Source organism: Methylocystis parvus (genome assembly GCF_049675845.1).
Lineage (GTDB): Bacteria > Pseudomonadota > Alphaproteobacteria > Rhizobiales > Beijerinckiaceae > Methylocystis > Methylocystis parvus_A.
Window position 1 is genome coordinate 1,778,598 of the sequence record NZ_CP187161.1, and the last position, 25,661, is coordinate 1,804,258.

A 25,661-nucleotide genomic window follows, 5' to 3' on the forward strand; every position below is an offset into this window, starting at 1 on the left:
GACATGTTCCTCTCATCCGACGACGCGAAGTCCATCGCCGAAAAAATCCTCGCGCGCTCGCAGGCCGACGCCTGCGTCGTGAAAATCGACGGCGGCGAGGATTACAGCCTGCGTTTCGCGCGCGGCGGCGCGACGACGAATATCGCCACCTCCGAAGCGACGGTGCGCATCTCCTCCCATGTCGGCGGCCGCGTCGGCTCGGTGACGACGGCGAGCCTCGACGAAGCCACGCTCGACGCGGCGCGCGCGCGTTCCGAAGAAATCGCGCGCATGCTGCCGGTCGATCCTGATTATGTCGCACCACTCGGCCCGCAGACATACGACGCCTCCGCGCGCTATGACGACAACGCCGCTTCGCTGAAGCTCGATGCGCTCGCGGCGCAGGCGGCGCGCGTGATCGAGGAAGGCGCGCGCAGAAACGTCGACACGTTCGGCTGCGCGTCGAGTGCGCGGCGCTTCGATGCGCTGGCGACGAGCAACGGCCTCTTCGCCTATGAGCGCCGCAGCGAGATCGACCTTTCCGCCACGGCGCGCAACAAGAGCGACACATGGTCCGGCTGGGCGGGCGCGCATGAATTTTTCGGCGCGCGTCTCGACGCCAGCGCCATCGCCGAGCGCGCCTGCGCGAAAGCCGCCTACGATGTCGAGCCCGTCGATCTCGAACCCGGCGATTACACGGTCGTGCTCGAACCCGTCGCCGTGGCGGAGCTCGCCTTCTGGGTGATGAGCGCCATGGACGCCCGCGCGGCGGATGAAGGCCGCAGCTTCTATGCGCGGCCGGGCGGCGGCACGATGGTTGGAGAGAAGCTTTTCGACGACAAGCTGACCATCCGCATCGACCCCGCCGATCCGCTCGCGCCCGAAGGCGGCGTCGGCTGGGAGGGCGTGCCGCATCGCGCCCGCGCCTTCATCGACAAGGGCGTGGTCTCGACGCTCTACCGCTCACGCACATGGGCGCAGAAGACGAGCGCAGAGCCCATCCCCTTCGCGCGCAATTTCATCATCGAGGGCGGCGACGCCTCGCTCGACGACATGATCCGCTCCGTGAAGCGCGGCGTGCTGGTGACGCGCATCTGGTACGAAAACATGGTGGAGCCACGGAGCCTGCTGCTCACCGGCCTCACCCGCGACGGAAACTTTCTGATCGAAAATGGCCGCGTGACGGCGCCGGTGCGCAATATGCGCTTCAATCAGCGGCTGGGCGAGCTTTTCGCCAAGATCGTCGCCCTCGGCAAGACCGAGCGCGTCTGGCGCGCGGTCGGCGGCGGCGCGCCTGCGGCGCCTCCCATGCTGGCGGAAAAGTTCCACTTCTCGTCCAAATCCAGCGGCATCTAGCCGCGCGAATTCGTGTATGCTGCGCGTGCTTTTCTCGGAGCGCGCAGTCCATGCTGGTTCGGCTCGTTATCGCCTTCTTGACTCTATTCGCGGCGCTGCCCGCTCTTGCCCTCGACAAGGTGACCTTCGCGACGAATTGGCGCGCGCAGGCCGAGCATGGCGGCTTCTATCAGGCCGTCGTCGACGGCACCTACGCCCGCTACGGACTCGATGTGACGATCCAGCAGGGCGGCCCGCAGATCAACGCTCGCCTGTTGCTTGCCGCCGGTCGCGTCGATTTCGCCATGGGCGCGAACACGATCCAGATGTTCGAGTCCGTGCAGCAAAACGTGCCGATCGTTACGGTGGCGAGCATGTTCCAGATCGAGCCGGCGATCTTCATGTCGCATCCCGGCGAAGGGCTCGACCGCTTCGAGGATTTGCCGAAAGCGACCGTCTTCATCGCGAGCGACTTCCGCGCCTCCGTCTGGCAATGGCTGAAACAGGCTTACGGTTTCAGGGACGAGAAGGCGAAGCCATACGGCTTCAACGCGGCGCCTTTCCTCGCCGACAAAAAATCTGTGCAGGAAGGCATTCTGACCTCCGAGCCCTACGCCATCGAGCAGAAAGGCGGCTTCAAGCCGAACGTTTTCCTGCTCGCCGATTACGGCTATGACAGCTACTCGACCACCATCGAAACGCGCGCCGAGACCATCGAGAAGAAACCCGATCTCGTGCAGCGCTTCGTCGACGCCTCCATCATCGGCTGGCACAATTACGTCTATGGCGACAACGCCGCCGCCAATGCGGCGATCAAGCGCGACAATCCGGAGATGACGGACGGGCAAATCGCCTTCTCCCTCGCGAAAATGAAAGAGCGCGGCATTGTGGATTCCGGCGACGCGCAGACGCTGGGCGTCGGCGTCATGACCGACGCGCGCATGAAGAGCTTTTTCGACAAGATGGCGAAGGCGGGCGTCGTTCCGGCGGGCCTCGATTTCCGGAAGGGCTACACGCTCCAGTTCATCGGGAAGAAGGTGGGCATGGAGTTGCGGAGGTGATTGGCGCAGCGCCCCCTCCCCACCCCTCCCCCGCTCTGCGGGAGAGGGAGCAGGCTGTCAGTTTCATCGAGAATGCGGATCGTGAGCGTCCCCTCTCCCGCGGAGCGGGGGAGGGACAGGGAGGGGGCGTTTGCAAAGGCGGCAAGAGGCGGCGCATATGAGCCACGCGCTCCTTTCCCTCCACGCCGTCTCGAAAACCTTCCCAAACGGCGTCACCGCCCTCACAGGCCTCGACCTCGACGTGCGCGAAGGCGAGACGCTCACCCTTCTCGGCCCGTCGGGCTGCGGCAAGTCCACCGTGCTGCGGCTCATCGCCGGGCTCGCCAGGCCCACAGTCGGCGCGATCACATGGGCCAACCCGATGGCGCGCAAGAATCTCGGCGTCGTGTTTCAGGATCCGACGTTGCTTCCCTGGGCCAACGTCTTCGACAATGTCTGGCTGCCGCTGCGCCTTGCGGGCGTCAGCCGCGCCACGGCTGAGCCGCGTATCAAGGAGGCGCTCGCGCGCGTCGGCCTCTCGGACTTCGCGAACGCCCTCCCCCGCGAACTCTCCGGCGGGATGAAGATGCGTTGCGCCATCGCCCGCGCGCTCGTCACCAATCCGTCGCTCATTCTCATGGACGAACCCTTCGCCGCGCTCGACGAGGTGACGCGCTTCAAGCTCAATGACGATCTCGTCGCTCTGAAGCGCGATCTTCGCGCCACCATCGTCTTCGTCACGCATTCGATCTATGAAAGCGCCTTCCTCTCGACGCGCATCGTCGTCATGTCGAAGCCGCGCGGCCGCATTGTCGAGGAGATCGACATCGACCCCGCCCTTGTGCGCGACGCCGAGTTCCGCATGAGCTCCACCTTCTCGGACATCTGCCGCCGCGCCTCCCGCGCGCTGCGCGAGGCGACGGGAGAAGCCGCGTGACCAAGCTGCGCGACATTGCGATCCCGCTCATCGTCTTCGCTGCGGCCCTCGGCTTTTGGGAATGGATCGTCGCCTGGAAAGCCATCCCGCCTTACGTGCTGCCGGCGCCGAGCGCGATCCTCGCCAAGCTGGTCGAAGATCGCGAGCTTCTCTTCTCGTCGCTTCTCGTCACGCTCGGCGTGACGCTCAAGGCGCTGCTTATCGCCACCGTCTGCGGCGTCGCGCTGGCTCTGCTGCTTGCGCAATCAAAATGGCTGGAGCGGGCGCTGCTGCCTTTTGCGATCGTTCTGCAAGTGACGCCGATCATCGCCATCGCGCCGCTGCTGCTCGTCTATATGCAGCCTGAAAACGCGGTGCTGGTCTGCGCCTTCCTCGTCGCCTTCTTTCCGATCCTGTCGAACACGGCGCTGGGGCTCGCTTCGGTCGATCACGCCCTGCGCGATCTCTTCGACCTCTATCGCGCCTCGGCGTGGCAAAAGCTGATCTATCTGCGCCTGCCGGCGGCGCTGCCGCAATTTCTCACGGGGCTTCGCATCGGCGGCGGCCTCGCGCTCATCGGCGCGATTGTCGCGGAACTCGCAGCGGGCGCCTCGGGCCAAGGAACCGGTCTCGCCTATCGCATCGTGGAGGCAGGTTTTCGTCTCGACATTGCGCGCATGTTCGCGGCGCTGGCGCTTATTTCGGCGACGGGGCTTGCAATCTATGGCGCGCTCGCGGCGCTGTCGCATTACCTGCTGCGCGGCTGGCATGAGAGCGCGCGGGAGAGGGGGGAGTAAGCCCCCTCCCTGTCCCTCCCCCGCTTCGCGGGAGAGGGGACGCTCGCGATCCACATTTTCGATGAAATTGACTGTCTGCTCCCTCTCCCGCGAAGCGGGGGAGGGTTGGGGAGGGGGTCGCCGCCGTTACTGCCCCGCCTCGCCGCCCACCTCATCGAGATGATACACATCATCCCGGAAATGCACGGTCCCATCCGCCGACGCCCAGCCCGTCATGTAGACCCACACCACCGGCACCGGTTTGGCGAGCTTCACCTCTTCGCGCTCGGCGCTCGCGATCTTGGCGTTGATCTGCTCCTTCGAGACCGTCGGCCCGCTCGCGCCGTCGAGGATCCACGCCGCGAGATCGACGACGCCCTGCACGCGCACGCAGCCATGCGAGAGGAAGCGATAGTCGTTGGCGAAGAGGTTCCGCGACGGCGTGTCGTGCATATAGACGGAATGCGAATTGGGCATCGAAATGCGGATCGAGCCCAGCGAATTGCCCGCGCCCGAGTCCTGGCGCAGCGTGTAATTCACCGCCTTCTCGCTCGACCAGTTGATCGAGCGCGGATCGATCTCCTCCCCCTTGTTGTTGAGCACGCGAATGCGCTGGCGCGTGAGGTAGGAGGAGTCCTTCAGCATCTTCGGCGCGATTTCGTTCTTGATGATCGACGTCGGCACCGTCCATGTGGGATTGATGTTCACCGCGACGACCTTCGCCTGCACTTCCGGCGAATGATGCTCGGGATCGCCGACAATGGCGACATAGCGGCGCACGACGCGGTCGTTCTCCACCGCATCGACGGCGGTGGAAGGGATGTTGACGACAATGTAGCGATCGCCGAAAGGGAAATCGAGGCCGGCGAGGCGCTGCGCGCTGGAGGCGAGCTGGCGGAAGCGGACATTGGCCGGAACGTCGAGCGCTTTCAGCGTGGCGCCCGCGACGACGCCCGTCTGCTTTAAGCCCATGCGGAACTGGAAGCGCTTCACGGCGGCCGTCAGCTCATTGTCCCACGTCTGCTTGCGCGTGTCGGACAGCGCATCGTCCTCCGCCGCGAGACGCCGACGCAGCGCCACGACCGCCGGTCCCTTCGAGCCCGGTTTCAGCGAAACGCCGACCGTCGGCCAGCCGCCGAGATCGACGATCTGCGCATAGCGCTCTGAGGCCTTCGACGTCGTGAAGAACGTCTCGGGCTGCAGGACCGGCGTCGGATCGTCGGAGAGCGCCGTCTCGCGCGGCGGCGCGGGCGGTTTGGGCTTGGGTTTGGGCTTCGGCGCGGGGGCGCTGGCGTCGGCGGCCGGAACCGGGGAATCCGCAGGAGCCGGCGCAGGCGCCGAGGGAGCTGCGGGCGCAGCGGGCGCCGGAGCCGCCGATGCTGGCGCAGGGGACGGCGCGGGCGGCGGCGGCGCATTTTGCGCCAGCAAGGGGTCGCCTCCCGTCAGCGCAATCGCGATCAGTCCCGCGCCGACGAAACGCGCCTTCTTCATCATTCCACCGTTCGCCATTTTGAACCGTTTCCGAGGCGCCCGCCGCATCGTCGGGACGCATACATATTTTGTCCCGCTTTTCGACCGCGTTGCGACGAGGGTCAACTCAATTTGAGCGATTTGTGCGCGCAATTGCGGGCGTCACGCAACCTAACTCCAATTGCGGGCGAGGCTATTTTGTGGTTCGCTACGTAAAAAATATTCGTGATTCATTGGGAGACCGCCATGTTGAAACAAAGTGGGATTATAGCGTCGACGCTCGTCTGGCTCGGCGCCTCTTCGCTGATCGCGCTCACCGCGCCGGCTGCCGCGCAAGTCAAATTCTCCGACCAGGGATGGTCCGCGTCGGATCGCAACGCCTATTACAGCCAGGATCAGGGGGCGCGCATCGTTCCCCTGAAATGGATAAAGGCGCTGAAGCGGAACGACGGAACGAGCTTTCTCGCCGACGGCTTTGGCCGATACGGCTATCTGGAGAATCCGCAAAGCCCGACGCCGGGCCTCCCGGTCGGATTCCTCGCCGCAAATTATGACGGACAACCCTATCTGAGCATGACCTGCTCGGCCTGCCATACGCGGCAGATCGAGATCGATGGAGCGCCGCTTCGCATCGACGGCGGCCCGGCCCTCGTCGATTTCCAGGGCCTCTTCGACGAAATGGACGCGTCCTTCAACAAAGTGGCGACGGACGACGCGGCCTTCGCGGACTTCGCCAAGGGCGTGCTCGGCGCAGGGGCGTCGCAAGCCGCGAAAGACAAATTGAAGCAGGACTTCAAAACCTGGTTCGAACCCTTCCACACGATCTTTCAGGCCGCGCTGCACCCGGCGGCTCCTCAGCGTCCGCTGGGTCTGCATTGGGGACCAGGGCGCGCCGACGCTGTTTCGATGATCTTCAACCGCGTCGCGGGCCTCGACATCGGCGACAGCGCCAATCGCATCATTCCCGGCAATATACAGGCCGCCGATGCGCCGGTGCGTTATCCCTTCGTGTGGAACGCGGCGCGACAACACAAAACCCAGTGGCCGGGATTCGCGGATAATGGCGACGACATTCTCGGACTTGCCCGCAATGCGGGAGAGGTCTTCGGCGTCTTCGGCGTGTTCAAGCCGAGGCGCGTTCCGATCATCGGCGTGAAATATACGGACGATCTGTCGCTCAATTTTCCTGGCCTCATGAAGCTCGAGGACCTGATCAAGAAGCTTCAGCCGCCGAAATGGCCCGGCAAGCTCGATCAGGACCTCGTGAAAGAGGGCGACGAAATCTTCGATTGGCCTCAGGAGAAGGGCGGCTGCGGGCCGAACTGTCACGAGGTGAACACGAACGTGAACCCGCCGCGGGCCTGCGCCAAGCCGGGGGACACCTGGGCGACGCCCATTCAAGCCGTCCAGACAGACGGGGCCGAATACGCCGTGCTCACGCGCGAGGCGGATACCGGCGTGCTGCAAGGAGAGCTGATCCCCCTGCCCCCGTTCGGCAAGCTCAAAAATCGCGACGCGATTTTCAACATACTGGCGACGTCGGTATTTCAGTCGATCGGCCAGTCGGCGATCAGGAACCCGCTTCTGTTTCGCCCGATCATAGAGGAGTGCGTCCGAAATCGCGCCGGCGACCCCGAGGTGGTGGAAGTCCTGAAGCTGAACTTCATCGATGTCGTGAAGAAGACGCTCGAGGGCATCTATCGGCGCCCGGAAGATCTGCCGAAGGAGCCGAAATACGAGTCCCGCGTCATGAAGGGGATCTGGGCCACGGCCCCCTATCTCCACAATGGCTCAGTGCCGACCCTCGCCGATCTCCTGAAATGGGCTTCAAATGCGGCATCGTCGGCTGCCGAACGTCGGCAAATCGACCCTCTTCAATGCGCTGACCCAAACGGCGGCGGCGCAGGCCGCCAACTATCCCTTCTGCACCATCGAGCCGAACGTCGGCGAGGTCGCGGTGCCCGATCCGCGCCTCGACAAATTGTGCGAGATCGCAGGTTCGAAGCAGATCATCCCGACGCGCTCACCTTCGTCGATATCGCCGGTCTCGTGCGCGGCGCCTCCAAAGGCGAAGGCCTCGGCAACCAGTTCCTGGCCAATATCCGCGAATGCGACGCCATCGCCCATGTCGTGCGCTGCTTCGAGGATGGCGACGTGACCCATGTCGAGGGCGGCGTCGATCCGATCCGCGACATCGAGACGATCGAGACCGAGCTGATGCTCGCCGATCTCGAAAGCCTCGAAAAGCGCGTCGCGCAGCTCGAGAAGAAGGCCAAGGGCGGCGACAAGGAGGCCAAGGAGCAGGTCGACCTCATGAACCGCTGCCTCGCGCTGCTGCGCGAGGGCAAGCCCGCGCGCATGGCGCAGGTCTCGGAAGACGAGCGCAAGACCTTCGAGGGGCTGGGCCTGCTGTCGTCGAAGCCGGTCCTCTACGTCTGCAACGTCGAGGAAGCTTCGGCGGCCAACGGCAATGCCTTTTCGAAGCAGGTCGAAGCAGCGCGCCAAGCGAAGAACGCGGCGGCGTCGTGGTCATCGGCCAAGATCGAGAGCGAGATCGCGGTGATGCCGGTCGAGGAGCAGAAGGATTTTCTGGAGGCGTGGGCCTCGACGAACCTGGCCTCAACCGCGTCATCCGCGCCGGCTACGAGCTGCTGCGACTCATCACCTACTTCACCGTCGGCCCCAAGGAAGCGCGCGCCTGGACGATCGAAAAAGGCACCCGCGCCCCGGCGGCGCAAGCGGCCACACGGATTTCGGGTCATCCACCGAAACCATCGACTTCGAAAAAGGCTTCATTCGCGCCGAAACCATCGCGCGACGCCGGCCGGCTAAGGCTGGAGGGCAAGGAATATGTGGTCGCCGACGGCGACGTGATGCATTTCAGGTTCAACACCTGACGCATTGACGGACCGAGGCCGCAGGCGAATATTGCTCTCCAGGAGCTGCGCCAGATGACCGCCTATACCCTCCAACTGCCCGATGAGACCCTCAGTAAGCTCGACCTGCTGGCAAAGAAGCTCGACCGTTCGCCAGCTTCAGTGGTTGCTCAGGCGATTGGCGTCCCGCGTCGTCGCGCGGATCAGTTCCGCGACTGCGGCGCTTGCCGACTATCCGGAGATGGGCCGCGCCGGGCGCGTGAAAGGCACGCGTGAACTCCCGCTCGCGGAACTGCCGTATATCGTCGCCTATCGGGTGAAGGCGCGTCATATCGAAATTCTGACGATCATCCACACCGCTCAAAAATGGCCGGATGATTTCTAGATTTTCGCTCCACTCACCCCTTCGACAGATTATCGATCCGCTTGTTCAGCTCATCCAGCTGCCGCTTCAGCTCCGCCACGTCGCCGCCCTCCTTGGCGGCGGGCGCAACGCCCTCATGCTCATCGAGCGACGGGCCGGTGGTGGCCGAGACGCCCTCGGCCGGAAGCCCGAAGGGGTTGAACATGGTGAGCGCCTGACGGAACACGGCCATGTTCTTGCGGGCCTGCTCCTCCATCGCCTGGAAGGCGGCGCGGGTGGGCTCGGCGAAGGGACCGGCCGGCAGGGCCGAGGTGAACTGGTCGCGGAACTTCTGCTGCTCCTTGGTGAGCTTGTCGATCGAGAACTCCAGATAGCTCGGCACCAGCATCTGCATCGAGTCGCCATAGAAGCGGATGAGCTGGCGCAGGAAGGCGATCGGCAGGAGGCTCTGGCCGTCCTTGCCCTCCTGCTCGAAGATGATCTGGGTGAGCACCGGGCGGGTGATGTCCTCCCCGGACTTGGCGTCGCAGACCACGAAATCCTCTCCCCGCTTCACCATGGCGGCGAGGTCTTCGAGGGTCACGTAAGTGCTTGTTCCCGTGTCGTACAGACGACGATTGGCGTATTTCTTGATGGTGGTCGGTTTCTTTTCGGTCGCCATACGCCTGACAGTGCTCCCCTCGCCGTCCGGGCAGCCTAAAAAAAGGTCAAGCCCAGCCGATTGACGATAAGCGCATTTTGGCGCCTGCGGCAATATTTTCCTCGTAAGAGCCTTTCGCTTCCGCTCAATTCCGTGCAAAACGGGCCGTCGCTTGCGATATCGTGATCGTTTCCGCGGCGCGCACCGCCGTCGGATCGTTCAACGGAGCCTTTGCCACGGTTCCGGCCCACGAGCTCGGCGCCGCTGCTGTCAAGGCCGCCCTCCAGCGCGCCAAGGTGCCGGCAGGCGACGTTTCCGAAGTGATCCTCGGCCAGGTCCTGACGGCGGCCCAGGGCCAGAACCCGGCCCGCCAGGCCTCCGTCGGCGCGGCGTTCCGGTCGAGCTCCACGCCTTCGGCGTCAATCAGGTCTGCGGCTCGGGCCTGCGCGCCGTGGCGCTCGGCCCAGCAGATCCAGGCCGGCGACGCGTCAAGATCGTCGTCGCGGGCGGCCAGGAAAGCATGTCGCTCTCGACCCACGCCGCCCACATGCGCGCCGGCACCAAGATGGGCGACATGAAGTTCGTCGACACGATGATCATGACGGCCTCTGGGACGCCTTCAACAACTACCACATGGGCATCACCGCCGAGAACGTCGCGCGCCAGTGGCAGATCACGCGCGAAGAGCAGGACGCCTTCGCCGTCGCCTCGCAGAACAAGGCCGAGGCCGCACAGAAGGCCGGCAAGTTCAAGGACGAGATCGTCCCCTTCACCATCAAGACCCGGAAGGGCGACGTACCGTCGTCGACAGCGACGAATACGTCAAGCACGGCGTCACGCTGGAAGGCGTTTCAAGCTGCGTCCCGCCTTCGACCAAGGAAGGCACGGTGACCGCGGCGAACGCCTCCGGCATCAACGACGGCGCCGCCGTCGTCGTGCTGATGAGCGCTGAGGAAGCCAAGAAGCGCGGGCTCAAGCCGCTTGCCCGCATCGCCTCCTGGGCGACGCCGGCGTCGATCCCGTCCATCATGGGCACCGGTCCGATTTCGGCATCGCGCAAGGCGCTTGAGAAGGCTGGCTGGAAGGTCGGCGATCTCGACCTGATCGAGGCCAACGAGGCGTTTGCGGCGCAGGCGATCGCGGTCAACAAGGACCTTGGCTGGGACACCGCCAAGGTCAACGTCAACGGCGGCGCCATCGCTATCGGCCATCCGATCGGCGCGTCGGGCGCCCGCATCCTGAACACGCTCGTCTACGAGATGCAGCGCCGCGACGCCAAGAAGGGCTTGGCAACGCTTTGCATCGGCGGCGGCATGGGCATCGCGCTGTGCATCGCTCGCGACTGAGCCTGATCAAATCCATCGCGCAGCCGCTTGTGTTAGAGCGGCTGCGCTATCGTCCCCACCCCCAACACAAAAAATCCAGGGAGAGACTACCATGGCACGGGTTGCCCTCGTCACCGGCGGCACGCGCGGCATCGGCGACGCGATTTCAATCGCTCTGAAGAACAGCGGGCTACAACGTCGCCGCGACCTATGCCGGCAATGACGAGGCCGCCAACAAGTTCAAGGCCGAGACCGGCATCCCCGTCTTCAAGTTCGACGTCGGCAACTACGAAGCGACGGAAAAAGCTGTCGCCCAGATCGCGAAAGACGTCGGCCCGATCGACGTGCTCGTGAACAACGCCGGCATCACGCGCGACGTCATGTTCCACAAGATGACGAAGCAGCAGTGGGACGAGGTTATCGGCACCAATCTGAACGGTCTCTTCAACGTCACGCGCCAGGTCATCAACGGCATGCGCGACCGCGGCTTCGGCCGCATCATCAACATCTCGTCCATCAACGGCCAGAAGGGCCAGGGGTCAGGTGAACTATTCGGCATCCAAGGCCGGCGACATCGGCTTCGTGAAGGCGCTGGCGCAGGAAGGTGCCCGCGCCGGTATCACCGTCAATGTCATCTGTCCGGGTTATATCGCAACCGAGATGGTCAAGGCGGTACCGCAGGATGTGTTGGAGAAGAGCATCCTCCCGCAGATCCCCGTTGGCCGCTTGGGTGAGCCGAACGAGATCGCGCGCTGCGTCGTGTTCCTTGCGTCCGACGATGCCGGATTCATCACCGGTTCCACGTTGACCCTTCGGCCTGCTCGACGCCATGACATTGATCGTCATAGCGTCGCTCGCCATCGCCATGCCCGCCAGCCCCGCCGGGCTCGGCATTTTCGAGGCGGGGATCGTCTCCTATCTGACGACGATGTACGACGTCCAGAAGGAGAAAGCGATCTCCACGGCGCTCGCCTATCATTTGTCGATAACCGCGCCGCACACGATCATCGTCATCCTCTTTCTGGGATCGATCCTCTTGCGACAGTTGAAGGCGCGCTGGGGTTCATAGCGCGCAAACGATGCGTGCGCCGACGCACGGAATCGAAGGCCGGGATTTTCTAAAAACGCGCTCAAGGAAATTCGAACACCGAGCGCAAAAATGAAACGCCCTGCTTCCCAGAAAACCGCTTCCGTCATCCTCGGCGCCGTCGCCATGATCGGCGCGGCAGCCCTGCCGCAGATGGCGGAAGCCCGCGCCTTCGTGCACTACCATTCCGATCTGACGCCGGGCTCCATCCTGGTGAGCGAACATGAGCGTCGGCTTTATCTGATCGTCGATCAGGACGACGCCATCGAATATAAGGTGGCCGTGCCGAAGGCCGGCAAGGAATGGTCGGGCGTCGTGCAGATCAACGCCAAATATGTCGCGCCCGACTGGACGCCCCCGGAAGACGTGAAACACGACCATCCGGATCTGCCCGACGTGATCCCCGGCGGCGCGCCGAACAATCCGATGGGCGCCCGCGCCATGACGCTCAGTGAGGGCCAGGTCGCCATTCACGGCACGACGCAGAAGATGCGCGCCTCCATCGGCTCTGCCGCCTCCTATGGCTGCATCCGCATGCTGAACGAGGACATTGTCGACCTCTATGACCGCGTGGCGGTGGGCGCGACGGTCGTGGTGACGCCGTAAGAAGGCTGCGGAAAGCGTCAACCATGGCCGGGGACGCCCTCTCGACAGGCCCGGTCATTTCGTCTAGAACATCGTTCATGAATGACGTTCAAGACTGGAGCGTTTCATGTCCCGCAGCATTCCCCTGTCGCTCAAGCTGGCCTTCACCGCCTTCATGGCGGTCCTGATCCCGGTTTACTGGGCCAATTACGGACCCACGAATTTCCTTTATTTCTGCGACATGGCGCTGCTGCTGACGCTTCTCGGCGTCTGGCTGGAAAACCCGCTCCTCGTCTCCATGCCGACCGTCGGCATCCTCGCGCCACAAATTCTCTGGGTCGCGGATTTCGGCCTCAATCTCGGAGGCGTCCGCCTCACGGGCATGACCGATTACATGTTCAACGAGGCGTCGCCGCTTCTGCTGCGCGGCCTGTCGCTCTTCCACGGCTGGCTGCCCTTCCTGCTCGTCTATCTCGTCTGGCGGCTGGGCTATGACCGCCGCGCCTTCGCCTCATGGACGGCGCTGGCCTGGGGCCTGATGCTCGTCTCCTACTTTTTCCTGCCCGGCCCGCGCCCCGACGCTGGCCTCACGCCCGTCAATGTCGATTACGTCTTCGGGCCGAGCGAGGCCGCGCCGCAGACTTGGATGCCCGGATGGGCGTGGCTGACGCTGCTGATGGTCGGCCTCCCGCTGGCGCTGTTCGCGCCCGTCCATGTCGCGATGAACAAATGGCGCGGCGCCGGGGCGTAATTTAAGCCCGGCCCCTGCGCTTCTGCATCAGACAAGCGGTCTCGCTTCCGATCGCCACTCTTTTCGCGCAGCGCGAATTGACCGCCTCCTGCCGCGCTTGCGACGCGGTGAAGGAAAGGCCGCGCGCGCTGTCGGCGCTGGAGAAAAAGCTCATCGACGTCGCGGCGACCACGACTGTCAAAAGAATAAACATGCGCATTTGTCGCTCCGGCAATGTCGCGGCTCGAAAGCCGCGGGGGGTCATCGTGCGACGATCGCAAAATCCGAGACATGGCGCTGTGACCGTGCGCACATTGACGGAAGGCATAAAGGGGCATATACATCTTTCATGGCCGATCTCGATCCCGCCGCCGTCAGAGCCTGTGCGCAGAACTGCGCCGCCGCCCATGTGCGGCGCGCGAGCCGCGCGGTGACGAAGCTCTATGGGCAGTTCATGGCGGCGACCGGGCTCGAGCCCACGCAATATTCCCTGCTCGTCGCCTGCTCCCTGACCGGCGGCGCGACGGTCAGCAAGCTGGCGGAAGCTTTCGTCATGGATCGCAGCGCGCTGGCCCGCAATCTCGCCATTATGGAAAAGCGGGGGCTTGTGAAAGTGAAGCCCGGCGAGGACCGACGCACCCGCAAGGTGACTCTGACGCCCTTCGGCGCGGCGACCCTCGCCAACGCCATGCCGCATTGGCGCGAGGCGCAGAGCGCGGTCGAGACGCAATTCGGCGCGGAACGCCTGCAAGAGCTTTTGTTTGAACTGCAGGCGCTGATGAAGGCCGTCGCAAAGGCTGAAGAAAAAGAATGATTCGACGTCGCACGCCCAAAAAGGGGTATATGCCATGATTGCACTTGCGAGCGCTGTTTCCCCGCAACTGGACGAACAAGGCCTCCGCGAAATCGCCTTTGCCGCTGGGGCGGACGACGTCGGATTCGTCGCCCTGGACGATCCGGCGCTCGACGATCAGCGCGCCGACATTCTCGCCGCGTTCCCTTTCACGCGCATGCTCGTCTCTTTCGTGGTGAAGATGAACCGCGAGAATATTCGCCCCCCTGCGCGTTCCCTCGCCAATCTCGAATTCCATCACGCCAATGACGACTGCGACTCGGTTGCGCACAGGATCGTCAGGGCGCTCGAAGCGCGCGGCGTACGTGCGGGTTATCCGCCGGTCGGCTTTCCGATGGAGGCCGATAATTGGCCGGGCAAAATGTGGGTGATCTCGCACAAGCCGGTCGCCGTGGCCGCGGGACTGGGCCGCATGGGAATCCACCGCAACGTCATCCATCCGAAATTCGGCAATTTCATCCTTTTGGGCACGGTCGCGATCGATCTCGACGTGGGGCGCAGCAGCGCGCCGCTCGATTTCAACCCTTGTCTCGAATGCAAGCTCTGCGTCGCGGCCTGCCCCACCGGCGCCATCGCGCCCGACGGCCATTTCGATTTCGCGGCCTGCTACACGCATAATTACCGGGAATTCATGGGCGGGTTTTCCGATTTCGTGGAGACGATCGCGGACGCGAAGGACGCGCGCGGCTACCGCGAAAAGGTCAGCGATTCAGAGTCGATCTCGATGTGGCAGAGCCTGGCTTTCGGCCCGAACTACAAGGCCGCCTATTGCATGGCGGTCTGCCCCGCCGGCGAAGACGTGATCGGCGCCTATGCGAAGGACAAGAAGACCTTCCTGCGCGCCATCGTCGATCCGCTGCAAAAGAAGGAAGAGACGATCTACGTCTCCAGGGGCTCTGACGCCGAGGCTTATGTCCGACGCCGTTTTCCGCACAAGCGGATCAGGCATGTCGGCTCCGTCCTGCGGCCCACCAATGTCGACAATTTCCTCGGCGCGCTGCGCAATATTTTCCAGCGCAACCAATCCGAGGGCCTGAACGCCGTCTATCACTTCACCTTCACCGGCGCGCGTCGACGGCAGGCGACGGTGGTCATCGCGAACAAAAAGCTCGCCGTGCAGGAGGGGCTCGTCGGAAAGGCCGATCTCGCCGTCACGGCGGACGGCGAGACCTGGATCCGCTTTCTGCGCAAGGAGGCGAGCCTGCCCTTCGCGCTTTTGAGCCGCCGCATCAAACTGCGCGGCGACCCGAGGCTGCTGCTCGCCTTCGGCAGGTGCTTCCCGGCGTGACTAGCCTGCGAGCCGCGCCGGCTCCTTCGCATGGGCCGCGACGATGTCGCGCGCCTGCTTGCCGACGACTTCCGCGAGATGGTCGAAGCGCGCCTGGAAGAAACCGGCGCCCGCCGTCGCGGAGCGCAGCTCGACGATGAGATTGTCCATCTCCGCTTCGGGGATCAGCGCCTCGAGCTTGTCCCAGCCGTCCCAGCCCTCGCGCGGGCCGAAGCCCATGATCTGCCCGCGCCGCCCGGAGACGAGCCCCGTCGCGCGCGACATCGCGTCGCTCGGCACGAAGATGTCCACAGCGAGAACCGGCTCCAGCAGGATCGGCTCCGCCTTGCCCAGCGCCTCGCTCATGCCGATGCGGGCCGCGGTTCGAAACGCCATGTCGGAGGAGTCGACCGTGTGATACGACCCGTCGGTCAGCACGGCCTCGACATCCACCACCGGAAAACCGAGCGGCCCATGCATCATCGCGTCCTGGCAGCCCGCTTCGACCGACGAGAAATATTGCCGGGGCACCGCGCCGCCGTGGACGCGCTCGGCGAAGGCGAAGCCCTCCCCGCGCCCGCGCGGCGCAACCTCCAGCACCACGTCGCCAAACTGGCCATGACCGCCCGACTGCTTCTTGTGGCGGCCCCGCACCGTCACCTTGTGGCGGATCGTCTCGCGATAGGCGACCGTCGGCTTTGACACCTCGACCGCGACGCCGAAGCGCGATTGCAGCCGCTCCAGCGCGACGCGCAAATGCATCTCGCCCTGCCCGTAAAGCTTGATCTGGGACATCTCCTGATCATGCACGAAGACGAGCGAAGGGTCTTCGTCGACGAGCTTCGCCATCGCCGCGGCGAGGCGCATCTCGTCCTTGCGGTCCTTCACGGCGAGGGCCAGCGCATGCACGGGATCGGGGATCGGCGCGCGGGTGACGAGCTTGGCGCCGTCCGCCTTGCCGTCCGCAACCACCGCGTCGCCCGTATGCGCATGTTCGAGACGTCCGAGCGCGACGACGTCGCCTTCCTTCGCCTCGCTCGCCTTCGAGATATTGGCGCCCATCAGGCGCGACAGCCCGGAGACGCGATCCTCGCCATGCGCCGAGACAACCGTCTGCCCGTCAGCGATGGCGCCGCGAAGGACGCGCGCGACGGAGAGTTTCCCGCCATGCGACGTGTGGATGGTACGCAGTACGCGGGCAATGGGCGGCCCGCTTTCGGCAACTCCCAGCCGCGCGCGCGTGTCGGCGATTCCCGGCGCTTCGTGACGCAACGCCTTTAAGAGCCGCGTGACGCCCGCGCCGCGCTCCGCCGAACCGATGAAGACCGGCGCGACGAGGCCCCCGCGAAGTTCCTTCGTCAGATCGTCGAAAACCTGATCGCGCGGCGGCTCGATGTCGGAGATCAGTTCCTCCATCAGTGCGTCGTCGTAATCGGCAAGGCGCTCCAGCATGGAATAGCGCGCTTCCTTTTCGAGCGCCGCTTCGCCTTGCGGAATCTCGATCACCTCGGAGGGCGCGTGTTCGCGATAGACATAGGCGCGCTCCAGCGCGAGGTCGATGAAGCCGACCGCGACGCCGTTGTTCCAGATCGGGATCTGCCGCAGCAGAAGCGGCGTGCGCGAGGCGGGCTGAAGGATCGACAAGGCGGCCCGCATGTCGATCGTGGCCGCGTCTATCTTGTTGAGAAAGAGAAGATGAGGAACGCCGAGCTCCTCGAGCTGGCGCAAAGTCAGTTGCAGCGCGGGGATCTTGCGCTCGTCCGCCTCGCAGACGACGATCGCCGCGTCGACGGCGGGAAGGATGTTCTTCGCCTCATGCGAAAATTCGACCGAACCGGGAAGATCGATAAACGTGTAGCGATCGCCGATGTAATCGACGGTCGCGACATTCGCCTCGACGCTCATCTTGTGCGCCCGCGCCTCGGGGCTGGCGTCGCCGACGCTGGCGCCCTCACCGACGGAGCCCTGCTTCGGAATGGCGCCCGCATGGGCGAGGATCGCTTCGAGGAGCGTGGTTTTGCCGCATTGGAAGGGACCGGCCAGCGCGATCAGGCGCGGACCGCGCGCTCTCGCTTCGTGGGAGAAGGTCGTGTCGCCCATTCTAACCTCCCTATGTAGCGAAGCCTCGTTTACGGGCTCCGTTGCGTCATGCTCCCACCATGTCCTGCTTCACGCAAGAATAAACCATGCCGCGCCGCCGAGCCCTGAAGTCAGGCCCACGAAAGGCTGAGCGCATCCGTCCAAGGCTTCCCCGCTTGGGCAAAGCAGGCTAGAAGCGCAATCAACTTTCGCAGGAGCCAGAGAGAATGCGTCCCAGCAAGCGCGCGCCAGACGAGATGCGCCCGGTGAGTTTCGAGCGCGGAGTCGCCCGCTACGCCGAAGGCTCGTGTCTCGTTAAATTCGGAAACACGCACGTATTGTGCGCCGCAACTTTGGAAGACAAGCCGCCGCCGTGGCTGCGCGGCCAGGGACGCGGCTGGGTGACGGCCGAATATTCCATGCTGCCCCGCGCGACGCACACCCGCACGCGCCGCGAATCCTCGGCCGGCAAGCTTTCGGGCCGCACGCAGGAAATTCAGCGCCTCATCGGCCGCTCGCTGCGCGCCGTGACCAACCTGCCCGCGATCGGCGAGCGCCAGATCGTGCTCGATTGCGACGTGATCCAGGCCGATGGCGGCACGCGCACGGCCTCCATCACCGGCGCCTGGATCGCCCTGCGCGACTGCTTCGAATGGATGCGCTCGCGCTCCATCATCAAGGAAAACCCGCTGCGCGATCATGTGGCGGCGGTTTCCTGCGGCATCTTCAACGGATCGCCGGTGATCGACCTCGATTACGCCGAGGACTCGACCGCGCAGACCGACGCCAATTTCGTGATGACGGGTTCAGGCGGGCTCGTCGAGATTCAGGCGACGGCCGAAGTCGCGGTGTTTTCGCCCGACGAACTCTCCGCCATGCTGGCGATGGCGCAGAAGGGCGTGACGGATCTCGTTGCGCTGCAAAAGGCGGCGTTGGGTTAGTCACGAACCATCGACGCGATCCCTTCCCTCCCCCTTGCGGGGAGGGTCAGCGCGGGGGGCGCCGCCAAGGCGATCGAGATTGGCGTTCGTGATTGTCGACCCCCCGCCCCTAACCCCTCCCCGCAAGGGGGAGAGGAAACAAACCGCCGCCCTCACAAAGCTTCAGGCTCACGCGAAAAGGCCCGCCTTCGGCATGACCCACCGCAAGATTCACGGCAAGCTCGTTATCGCGACGCACAATCCCGGCAAGCTCTGGGAGCTGCAACAGCTCCTCGCGCCGCACGGCGTCGACGCCGTTTCGGCGGGCGACCTTGGCCTGCCGGAGCCGGAAGAGACCGAGACGACCTTCGCCGGCAACGCCCTGCTGAAGGCCCGTTCCGCCGCGATCGCCGCGAAGCTTCCCGCCTTCGCCGACGATTCGGGGCTTTGCGTCGACGCGCTTGACGGCGCGCCGGGCATTTATTCCGCGCGTTGGGCGGGCGAGAACCGGGATTTCAAGGCGGCCTGCGAACTCGTGCGCCAGCGGCTCGAAGAGCGCGGCGCGACGCCGCCCTTCCGCGCCAACTTCACCTGCGCGCTCGCCGTGGTCTGGCCCGACGGTCATACGGAAGAGTTCGAGGGACGCGTCGACGGCGCGCTCGTCTTCCCGCCCAAGGGCGACAAGGGCTTCGGCTATGATCCGATCTTCAAGCCCGACGAACTCGACAAGACCTTCGGCGAGATGATGTCCGCGGAAAAGCACGCGCTGCCGGGCGACGGCTCGCGCGCGCTGGCCCATTCCGGGCGGCGCCGCCGCTTGAAGGTCTTTCTCTTGGCGCGGGCCTATGCGTTACTATCTTCGGACAAATGAGAGGCGCGACAACGCGCTCCGTCGAGGAAACCCGAAGGAAGCCGCCCATGACCAAGCACGAGACATTCGCCGCCGCGAAGCCGCCCTTCAAGGCGCGCTACGGCAATTTCATCAATGGCGCATGGGCCGACGCGAAATCCGGGCGCACCTTCGACAACATCTCGCCTGTCACTGGCCTGAAGGTCTGCGAGATCGCCCGCTCCGACAAGGACGACATCGACGCCGCGCTCGACGCCGCGCATGCGGCCAAGGATGCCTGGGGCAAGGCCAGCACGACCGAGCGCGCGCGCATCCTCAACAAGATCGCCGACCGCATGGAGGAGAATCTCGCGCTCCTCGCGACCGCCGAGACCTGGGACAATGGCAAGCCGATCCGCGAGACGATGGCCGCGGACATCCCGCTCGCCATCGACCATTTCCGCTATTTCGCCGGCGCGGTCCGCGCGCAGGAAGGCGGCATCTCCGAGATCGACCACGACACCGTCGCCTATCACTTCCACGAGCCGCTCGGCGTCGTCGGCCAGATCATTCCATGGAACTTCCCGCTGTTGATGGCGGCGTGGAAGCTCGCCCCGCGACTCGCGGCCGGCAATTGCGTCGTGCTGAAGCCCGCGGAGCAGACGCCGGCAAGCATTCTCGTCTGGGCGGAGGTCGTCGGCGACCTGCTCCCGAAGGGCGTGCTCAACATCGTCAACGGCTTCGGCCTCGAGGCCGGCAAGCCGCTCGCCTCGTCGAACCGGATCGCCAAGATCGCCTTCACCGGCGAGACGACGACCGGCCGCCTCATCATGCAATATGCGTCGCAGAACATCATCCCGTGACGCTCGAACTCGGCGGCAAGTCGCCCAACATCTTCTTCGAAGACGTTGCGCGCGAGGACGACGACTATCTCGACAAGGCCGTCGAAGGCTTCGTGATGTTCGCGCTCAATCAGGGCGAGGTCTGCACCTGCCCGAGCCGCGCGCTGGTGCATGAGAAGATCTACGACCGCTTCATGGAGCGCGCGCTCAAACGCGTCGCCGCGATCAAGCAGGGCAATCCGCTCGACCCCGAAACCATGATCGGCGCGCAGGCCTCCTCCGAGCAGCTCGAAAAGATCCTCAGCTATATCGACATCGGCAAGCAGGAGGGCGCCAAGGTGCTGGCCGGCGGCGAGCGCAACACGCTCGAAGGCGACCTCGCCGGCGGCTTCTACGTGAAGCCGACCGTGCTTCAGGGCCACAACCGCATGCGCGTCTTCCAGGAGGAAATCTTCGGCCCTGTCGTGTCGGTGACGACCTTCAAGGACGACGAGGAAGCGCTTCATATCGCCAATGACACGCTCTATGGCCTCGGCGCCGGCGTGTGGAGCCGCGACGTCAATCGCTGTTACCGGTTCGGCCGCGCGATTCAGGCCGGCCGCGTCTGGACGAACTGCTACCACGCCTATCCAGCCCATGCGGCCTTCGGCGGCTACAAGCAGTCCGGCATCGGGCGCGAGAACCACAAGATGATGCTCGACCATTATCAGCAGACGAAGAACATGCTGGTGAGCTACAGCCCGAAAAAGCTGGGGTTCTTTTGAGGCCCCCTCCCCGACCCTCCCCCGCTAAAGCGGGAGAGGGAGCAGATCGGGGCCTTCATCCGCATGCGGATCGTGAGCGTCCCCTCTCCCGCGACAGCGGGGGAGGGGAAGCACACCCAGCTCATCATCGACGTCGTCCCCGGCCAGGGCGGCATGTTCTCGCTCGACAATGGCACGGGAAGCCGATTCCTCACGCGCTCGCGGCTTTTTTCAGATGCGGAGCTGGCGTTGCTCGCCTCATAAGCCGGTGCTGCGAAACGGGAATTTTGCAGCGTTGACGCAGGTGGGGAATTGCTTAACGTCCCGCTCACGCCTCGGCAGAAGGAGAGCTGGACATGTTGCAGGATTTCAAGAATTTCGCGCTTCGCGGGAATGTCGTCGACCTCGCCGTCGGCGTCATCATCGGCGCCGCCTTCGGCAGGATCATCGACTCGCTCGTCACCGACGTCATCATGCCGATGATCGGCGCCATCACTGGCGGGCTCGACTTTTCCAACTATTTCGTCCCCCTCTCCAAGGCCGCCCATACGGACATGACCTATGAGGAAGCCAAGAAGGTCGGCGCCGTCATTGGCTACGGCCAGTTCATCACCGTCGCCGTCAACTTCATCATCATCGCCTTCGTGCTCTTCCTCGTCATCCAGGCTTTCGAGCGCATGAAGAAGAAGCCCGCGGAAGCCCCCGCCGCGCCGCCGGAGCCGACCAAAACGGAAGTTCTCCTGACCGAAATCCGCGACGCGCTGCGCAGCCGTCCGTAACGAAGCAAGGGGGCGCATGACGGCGCCCCCTTTTTGTCATCGTCTTGCTTGCTCCTGCGCGCTATTGTCGTCCTCACATGAGGAGGCGCGGATGACGACGACGCATCTTGCTGAAGGACAGGCCGGGCGCGTCACGCGGCAAAAGGCCGACGCGATCCGCTACAGTGTCCAGACATGCAGCCTCGGCCTCGCGCTGGTCGCGACGAGCGACAAGGGCGTCTGCTCACTCTGGTTTGGCGACGATCCGTATCAGTTGCGCGACGAATTGCGCGCGCGCTTCCGAAACGCCGCGCTGATCGAAGCGAATGACGACCGCGACAATCTGATGGGCGCCGCACTGGCGTTGATCGAGGCGCCAGCCTCCCCAATCTCCTTTCCCATCGACGCGCGCGGCACGCCGTTCCAGCGACGCGTCTGGGAGGCGCTGCGCGCCGTCCCGCCGGGCAAGACGGCAAGCTACGCCGACATCGCGAGAGCCATAGGGGCGCCGACGGCGACGCGCGCGGTGGCGGGCGCCTGCGCCGCCAACCCCGTCGCCATCGCCATCCCCTGCCATCGCATTCTGCGCAGCGACGGCGCGCTCTCCGGCTATCGCGGCGGCGTCGAGCGCAAGCGCGCTTTGCTTGCGCGAGAAGGCGTCTCCGTTCCCGACTGACCGCTTCCAGCCCGACACAAGCGCCGCGCCCTAGCGTCGCTTCATCGGGTCATGCGAGGCGGACAATGGAGCCGGTCTATCTCTTCAATCTCATCGACCAGCAGAAAAGCTGGTTGTCGATGCGACAATCTCTCGTCGCTCAAAACATCGCCAATGCGGATACGCCGGGCTACAAGGCGCAGGACCTGATGCCCTTTTCGCGCGTCATGGAGCGCAGCGCGCTCGACATGGCCGGCGCGGATCCGCTGCATATGCGCCCCTCCCCCACCGAAACCCTCGCCGCCGCCATGCGGCCGACAGAGGGCTGGGAGACCAGCCATTCCGGCAACAGCGTTTCCCCCGAGCTGGAGATGATCAAGGCGGGCGAAGTGCGCGGCGCCTTCACGCTCGACACAAATCTCATGCGCGCCTTCCACGGCATGTGGATGTCGGCGGTGCGCACATGATCGATCCGCTCGACGCGTCGATGAAGGTCGCGGGCGCGGGTCTCGCCGCGCAATCGGCGCGCCTGCGCGTCGTTTCCGAGAACATGGCGAATGCGCAATCGACGGGGAAGACGCCCGGCGCCGATCCTTATGCGCGCAAGACCATTTCCTTCGTCAACGAACTCGATCGCGCCAGCGGAACGCGCCTCGTGCGCGTCAACGCCATCGGCGTCGATCCGACGCCCTTCGCGATCGAGCGCGATCCCGGCAACCCCGCCGCGGACGCCAATGGCGACGTGAAACGTCCCAACGTCAATCTGCTCGTCGAAATGGGCGACATGCGCGAAGCCAATCGCGCCTATGAAGCCGATTTGCAAATCATGAAGCAGACGCGCGACCTCCTCTCCATGACCGTCGATCTCCTGAAAGGCGCCTGATGCTCCCGCTCGCTCCCATCGCCGTCAACGCCATCGGCCCGCTCGCCGAAACAGCCATTACGTCCGCCCCCCGCCTCGCCGCCGGCGCCGAGGCCGCCGCCGCATCCTTCGGCGACATCCTCCAGCAATTCGTCGGCCAGACCGTCGCGTCGGTGAAAAGCGGCGAAGCCGCGTCCATCGCCGGGATCGAAGGCAAAGCCTCCGTTCAGAACGTGGTGAGCGCGGTCATGCAGGCCGAGCGCGACCTGCACACGGCCATCGCCCTGCGCGACAAGGCTGTCGCCGCCTATCAGGAAATCAGCCGCATGGCGATTTGAGGAGCGTTCGTCGTGAGAGCACTCGCCATCGCTGCGACCGGCATGAGCGCGCAGCAGCAGAATATCGAAGTCATCGCGCATAACATCGCCAACATCAACACGACCGGGTTCAAACGCGCGCGCGCCGAGTTCACCGACCTTCTCTATCAGACGGAGCGCGTCCAGGGCGTCTCCAATCGCGGCCGCGACGCGACCGTGCCGCAGGGCGCGCAATTCGGCCTCGGCGTACGCACCGCCGCCGTGCGCAGTCTGCAACAGCAGGGCGCGATGGCCAACACCGGCAACAGCTATGATCTGAGCCTCAACGGACATGGCTGGTTTCAGATCCTCGGGCCGGACAATGAAACGCTCTACACGCGCGCCGGCTCCTTCAGCACCAACGCCAATGGCCAGCTTGTCACGGTCGACGGCTACCAACTGAGCCCGACCATCACCGTGCCGAACAATACGCTGAACGTGACGGTGAGCCAGACCGGCGTCGTTTCCGCGATCGTCGCCGGCCAAACGCAGCCGCAGCAGCTCGGGCAGCTCACCATCGCGACCTTCCCCAACGATGCGGGTCTCGAAGCGCTTGGGGGCAATCTGTTTCGCCAGACATTCGCTTCCGGCCAGCCCGTCGTCGGCGTGCCGGGCGATCCCGGCTTCGGCGTCGTGCATCAGGGCTATCTCGAAAGCTCCAATGTCGATCCGGTGAAGGAACTCGTCAGCCTCATCGCCGCGCAGCGCGCCTTCGAGCTCAATTCCAAGGTCATCCAGGCGGCGGACGAAATGGCCGGCACAGTCTCGAAAGGCATCAGATGAGCCGGCTTCGATACTTGCTCGCGGCAACCGTCGCCGCCGCGACGCCCGCGGTCGCGCAAGAGAAACTGCCTGTCGCGCGGATCACGATTTATCCAGGGGACGTCATCGCCGAATCGATGCTCGACGAACGCGCCTATGGGCTCGCGCCGGGCTCGGAGCCGCTCTATGCGCGCGCGCGCGAAACTCTCATCGGCAAGATGGCGCGTCGCACGCTGCTCCCCGGCCAACCGATCCCCACCATCGCGATCGACAATCCGCGCATCATAAATGTGGGCGCGCAGATCAAGATTGTCTTCGCGGAAGACGGGCTTCAGATTGTCGCTTATGGGATCGCCCAGCAGGCTGGCGCGATCGGCGATCTCATCCGCGTGCGCAACCAGGACAGCGGCCTCTTCATTTCCGGGCGCATTCAAAACGACGGCTCCGTCCGCGTCGGTGAGGGTTGATGAAGCGCCGCGCCATTCTCTGCGTCGTCCTGCTCCTTGCGTCTCCCGCTCGCGCCGGCGATCTTTCCCTTTCGTCTCCCGCCCGCGCCGGCGTCCGCATCAAGGACATCACGGCGCCCATCGGGCCGCGCGACTATCAGCTTGTCGGCTACGGGCTTGTGATCGGCCTGCAGGGCACGGGCGACACGCTTCGCAACGCGCCCTTCACCGAACAGTCGACCTCCGCTTTGCTCGACCGCATGGGCGTCAACGTTCGCCCCAACAACAGCATGCGCACGCGCAACGTCGCGGCGGTGATGGTGACGGCCGCCCTGCCGCCATTCGCAAGCTGGGGCTCGACCATCGACGTCACCGTCTCCTCCATGGGCGACGCCACCTCGCTCATGGGCGGCACGCTGGTGCTGACCTCGCTCAGCGGTCTCGACGGCGCCGTTTACGCCGTCGCGCAGGGGCCGATCGCCGTTTCCGGCTTTGCGGCGCAGGGCCAGAACGAAACGCTCACCCATGGCGTCGCGACGGTCGGCCGCATTCCCAACGGCGCGACGATCGAGCGCGAGCCGCCGCGCCCGAGCGTCTCCAATGACGGCCAGCTTGTCCTGCAATTGCGAAACCCGGATTACACGACATCGGTGCACATCGCCGACGCCGTCAACAAATTCTCGCGCCAACGCTATCGCGCGGCGCTCGCGCATGAGCGGGACGACCGCAGCGTTCTCCTGTCGCTCCCCAAGGGCGCGCATGCGACGCGCCTTCTTGCAGAGATTGGCGAATTGCGCGTCGCCGTCGAGACGCCGGCCCGCGTCGTCATCGACGAGCGCACCGGCACGGTCGTCATCGGAGCCGACGTGCAGATCTCGCCCGTCGCCGTCACCCATGGCGGCCTCACCGTGCGCATCACCGAGACGCCAGAAGTCTCGCAGCCCGCGCCCTTCTCCAATGGCCGCACGGCGGTCACGACGCAGACGACCATTTCGGCCGCCGAGCAGACCGGACAGGTCGCCATGCTCGCCGGGCCGACATTGAAGCAGCTCGTCAAGGGCCTGAACCAGATCGGCCTCAAGCCAACGGGCATCATCTCCATTCTTCAGGCGATCAAGAGCGCCGGCGCATTGCAGGCGGATCTCATCATTCAATAACCGCGCCGG

At 64.7% G+C, this 25,661-nt stretch carries 26 protein-coding genes and 6 pseudogenes; 28 read left to right on the forward strand and 4 right to left on the reverse strand.

The features are described 5' to 3' along the window. Nucleotides 1-3: 3 nt before the first annotated feature. The 4 genes from ACPFMJ_RS09085 (at nt 4) to ACPFMJ_RS09100 (ending at nt 4,067) form a co-directional block, all read left to right on the forward strand. Nucleotides 4-1,335, forward strand: coding sequence for a TldD/PmbA family protein (locus ACPFMJ_RS09085; protein ID WP_424363482.1), 1,332 nt, complete (start codon nt 4-6; stop codon nt 1,333-1,335). A gap of 50 nt (nt 1,336-1,385) precedes the next feature. Then, on the forward strand, nt 1,386-2,375 hold the full coding sequence (locus ACPFMJ_RS09090; protein WP_424363483.1) for an ABC transporter substrate-binding protein: 990 nt from the start codon (nt 1,386-1,388) through the stop codon (nt 2,373-2,375). A gap of 157 nt (nt 2,376-2,532) precedes the next feature. Further along, entirely contained in the window at nt 2,533-3,291 is a 759-nt protein-coding gene (locus ACPFMJ_RS09095) for an ABC transporter ATP-binding protein (RefSeq protein ID WP_424363484.1), read from the forward strand. Then, nucleotides 3,288-4,067 (forward strand): ABC transporter permease, encoded by a 780-nt coding sequence (locus ACPFMJ_RS09100; protein ID WP_424363485.1) that lies wholly within the window; start codon nt 3,288-3,290, stop codon nt 4,065-4,067. Before ACPFMJ_RS09095 ends, ACPFMJ_RS09100 begins: the two co-directional genes overlap by 4 nt. A 126-nt stretch (nt 4,068-4,193) precedes the next feature. Here the strand turns inward: ACPFMJ_RS09100 and ACPFMJ_RS09105 are convergent, their stop codons facing one another. Continuing rightward, nucleotides 4,194-5,555 (reverse strand): L,D-transpeptidase family protein, encoded by a 1,362-nt coding sequence (locus ACPFMJ_RS09105; RefSeq protein WP_424363486.1) that lies wholly within the window; start codon nt 5,553-5,555, stop codon nt 4,194-4,196. A gap of 207 nt (nt 5,556-5,762) precedes the next feature. On the opposite strand from ACPFMJ_RS09105, the pseudogene ACPFMJ_RS09110 reads away from it, so the two are divergent. From ACPFMJ_RS09110 to ACPFMJ_RS09120, 3 genes and pseudogenes are all read left to right on the forward strand, one after another. Beyond that, nucleotides 5,763-7,628, forward strand: a pseudogene (locus tag ACPFMJ_RS09110) (di-heme-cytochrome C peroxidase); the annotation flags it as partial. Then, a complete protein-coding gene (locus ACPFMJ_RS09115) occupies nt 7,625-8,413 on the forward strand; it encodes a DUF933 domain-containing protein (protein ID WP_424363825.1) in 789 nt (262 codons plus the stop codon). The pseudogene ACPFMJ_RS09110 and the gene ACPFMJ_RS09115, both read left to right, overlap by 4 nt. Nucleotides 8,414-8,570: 157 nt before the next feature. Continuing rightward, the gene (locus tag ACPFMJ_RS09120; RefSeq protein WP_424363487.1) at nt 8,571-8,777 is read left to right on the forward strand and encodes a type II toxin-antitoxin system RelE/ParE family toxin; all 207 of its coding nucleotides are present in this window, start codon (nt 8,571-8,573) and stop codon (nt 8,775-8,777) included. Nucleotides 8,778-8,790: 13 nt separating this feature from the next. Here the strand turns inward: ACPFMJ_RS09120 and phaR are convergent, their stop codons facing one another. Beyond that, complete coding sequence (gene phaR, locus ACPFMJ_RS09125) at nt 8,791-9,417, reverse strand: polyhydroxyalkanoate synthesis repressor PhaR (RefSeq protein ID WP_424363488.1); 627 nt, start codon at nt 9,415-9,417, stop codon at nt 8,791-8,793. A gap of 161 nt (nt 9,418-9,578) precedes the next feature. On the opposite strand from phaR, the pseudogene ACPFMJ_RS09130 reads away from it, so the two are divergent. The 7 genes and pseudogenes from ACPFMJ_RS09130 to ACPFMJ_RS09160 form a co-directional block, all read left to right on the forward strand. Continuing rightward, nucleotides 9,579-9,719, forward strand: a pseudogene (locus tag ACPFMJ_RS09130) (acetyl-CoA C-acetyltransferase); the annotation flags it as partial. Between the two features lie 119 nt (nt 9,720-9,838). Beyond that, nucleotides 9,839-10,095 (forward strand): annotated as a pseudogene (locus tag ACPFMJ_RS09135) (acetyl-CoA C-acetyltransferase); the annotation flags it as partial. Then, nucleotides 10,062-10,742, forward strand: a complete 681-nt coding sequence (locus ACPFMJ_RS09140) for a hypothetical protein (RefSeq protein WP_424363489.1) — start codon at nt 10,062-10,064, stop codon at nt 10,740-10,742. The pseudogene ACPFMJ_RS09135 and the gene ACPFMJ_RS09140, both read left to right, overlap by 34 nt. Nucleotides 10,743-10,833: 91 nt before the next feature. Further along, nucleotides 10,834-11,531, forward strand: a pseudogene (gene phbB, locus ACPFMJ_RS09145) (acetoacetyl-CoA reductase); the annotation flags it as partial. A gap of 19 nt (nt 11,532-11,550) precedes the next feature. Next, nucleotides 11,551-11,790, forward strand: a complete 240-nt coding sequence (locus ACPFMJ_RS09150; RefSeq protein WP_424363826.1) for a lysylphosphatidylglycerol synthase domain-containing protein — start codon at nt 11,551-11,553, stop codon at nt 11,788-11,790. Between the two features lie 90 nt (nt 11,791-11,880). After that, entirely contained in the window at nt 11,881-12,414 is a 534-nt protein-coding gene (locus ACPFMJ_RS09155) for a L,D-transpeptidase (protein ID WP_424363490.1), read from the forward strand. Nucleotides 12,415-12,520: 106 nt separating this feature from the next. After that, nucleotides 12,521-13,144 carry a hypothetical protein gene (locus ACPFMJ_RS09160; protein WP_424363491.1) on the forward strand — a complete coding sequence of 208 codons (624 nt, stop codon included), beginning with the start codon at nt 12,521-12,523 and terminating at the stop codon, nt 13,142-13,144. Nucleotide 13,145: 1 nt separating this feature from the next. Here the strand turns inward: ACPFMJ_RS09160 and ACPFMJ_RS09165 are convergent, their stop codons facing one another. Beyond that, nucleotides 13,146-13,343 (reverse strand): hypothetical protein, encoded by a 198-nt coding sequence (locus tag ACPFMJ_RS09165; RefSeq protein ID WP_424363492.1) that lies wholly within the window; start codon nt 13,341-13,343, stop codon nt 13,146-13,148. Nucleotides 13,344-13,472: 129 nt separating this feature from the next. Between ACPFMJ_RS09165 and ACPFMJ_RS09170 the strand changes: the two genes are divergently transcribed. Next, nucleotides 13,473-13,937, forward strand: coding sequence for a MarR family winged helix-turn-helix transcriptional regulator (locus ACPFMJ_RS09170; RefSeq protein WP_424363494.1), 465 nt, complete (start codon nt 13,473-13,475; stop codon nt 13,935-13,937). A 34-nt stretch (nt 13,938-13,971) separates the two neighbouring features. Continuing rightward, nucleotides 13,972-15,264, forward strand: a complete 1,293-nt coding sequence (locus ACPFMJ_RS09175; RefSeq protein ID WP_424363495.1) for an SCP2 sterol-binding domain-containing protein — start codon at nt 13,972-13,974, stop codon at nt 15,262-15,264. Here the strand turns inward: ACPFMJ_RS09175 and ACPFMJ_RS09180 are convergent, their stop codons facing one another. Further along, complete coding sequence (locus ACPFMJ_RS09180) at nt 15,265-17,343, reverse strand: elongation factor G (RefSeq protein ID WP_424363496.1); 2,079 nt, start codon at nt 17,341-17,343, stop codon at nt 15,265-15,267. 206 nt (nt 17,344-17,549) lie between these two features. On the opposite strand from ACPFMJ_RS09180, the gene rph reads away from it, so the two are divergent. The 12 genes and pseudogenes from rph (at nt 17,550) to ACPFMJ_RS09240 (ending at nt 25,652) form a co-directional block, all read left to right on the forward strand. Continuing rightward, complete coding sequence (gene rph, locus ACPFMJ_RS09185; RefSeq protein ID WP_424363497.1) at nt 17,550-18,263, forward strand: ribonuclease PH; 714 nt, start codon at nt 17,550-17,552, stop codon at nt 18,261-18,263. Nucleotides 18,264-18,456: 193 nt separating this feature from the next. After that, a complete protein-coding gene (gene rdgB / locus ACPFMJ_RS09190) occupies nt 18,457-19,113 on the forward strand; it encodes an RdgB/HAM1 family non-canonical purine NTP pyrophosphatase (RefSeq protein WP_424363498.1) in 657 nt (218 codons plus the stop codon). Nucleotides 19,114-19,160: 47 nt separating this feature from the next. After that, nucleotides 19,161-20,677, forward strand: a pseudogene (gene adh / locus ACPFMJ_RS09195) (aldehyde dehydrogenase). A 108-nt stretch (nt 20,678-20,785) separates the two neighbouring features. Next, nucleotides 20,786-20,920, forward strand: a pseudogene (locus ACPFMJ_RS09200) (DUF779 domain-containing protein); the annotation flags it as partial. Nucleotides 20,921-21,012: 92 nt separating this feature from the next. Next, nucleotides 21,013-21,435, forward strand: a complete 423-nt coding sequence (gene mscL, locus ACPFMJ_RS09205; protein WP_424363499.1) for a large conductance mechanosensitive channel protein MscL — start codon at nt 21,013-21,015, stop codon at nt 21,433-21,435. Nucleotides 21,436-21,526: 91 nt separating this feature from the next. Further along, entirely contained in the window at nt 21,527-22,090 is a 564-nt protein-coding gene (locus ACPFMJ_RS09210) for a methylated-DNA--[protein]-cysteine S-methyltransferase (RefSeq protein ID WP_424363500.1), read from the forward strand. Nucleotides 22,091-22,155: 65 nt separating this feature from the next. Beyond that, the gene (locus ACPFMJ_RS09215; protein WP_424363501.1) at nt 22,156-22,536 is read left to right on the forward strand and encodes a flagellar basal body protein; all 381 of its coding nucleotides are present in this window, start codon (nt 22,156-22,158) and stop codon (nt 22,534-22,536) included. Next, nucleotides 22,533-22,952: a flagellar basal body rod protein FlgC gene (flgC, locus tag ACPFMJ_RS09220; RefSeq protein ID WP_424363502.1), complete on the forward strand. Its 420-nt coding sequence runs from the start codon at nt 22,533-22,535 to the stop codon at nt 22,950-22,952. The genes ACPFMJ_RS09215 and flgC overlap by 4 nt, the downstream gene beginning before the upstream one ends. Next, nucleotides 22,952-23,269, forward strand: coding sequence for a flagellar hook-basal body complex protein FliE (locus tag ACPFMJ_RS09225; RefSeq protein WP_424363503.1), 318 nt, complete (start codon nt 22,952-22,954; stop codon nt 23,267-23,269). Before flgC ends, ACPFMJ_RS09225 begins: the two co-directional genes overlap by 1 nt. A gap of 12 nt (nt 23,270-23,281) precedes the next feature. Beyond that, on the forward strand, nt 23,282-24,070 hold the full coding sequence (flgG, locus tag ACPFMJ_RS09230; protein ID WP_424363504.1) for a flagellar basal-body rod protein FlgG: 789 nt from the start codon (nt 23,282-23,284) through the stop codon (nt 24,068-24,070). Then, entirely contained in the window at nt 24,067-24,516 is a 450-nt protein-coding gene (gene flgA / locus ACPFMJ_RS09235; RefSeq protein ID WP_424363505.1) for a flagellar basal body P-ring formation chaperone FlgA, read from the forward strand. Before flgG ends, flgA begins: the two co-directional genes overlap by 4 nt. Further along, nucleotides 24,516-25,652 (forward strand): flagellar basal body P-ring protein FlgI, encoded by a 1,137-nt coding sequence (locus tag ACPFMJ_RS09240; protein WP_424363506.1) that lies wholly within the window; start codon nt 24,516-24,518, stop codon nt 25,650-25,652. Before flgA ends, ACPFMJ_RS09240 begins: the two co-directional genes overlap by 1 nt. The last annotated feature ends 9 nt before the right edge of the window (nt 25,653-25,661 follow it).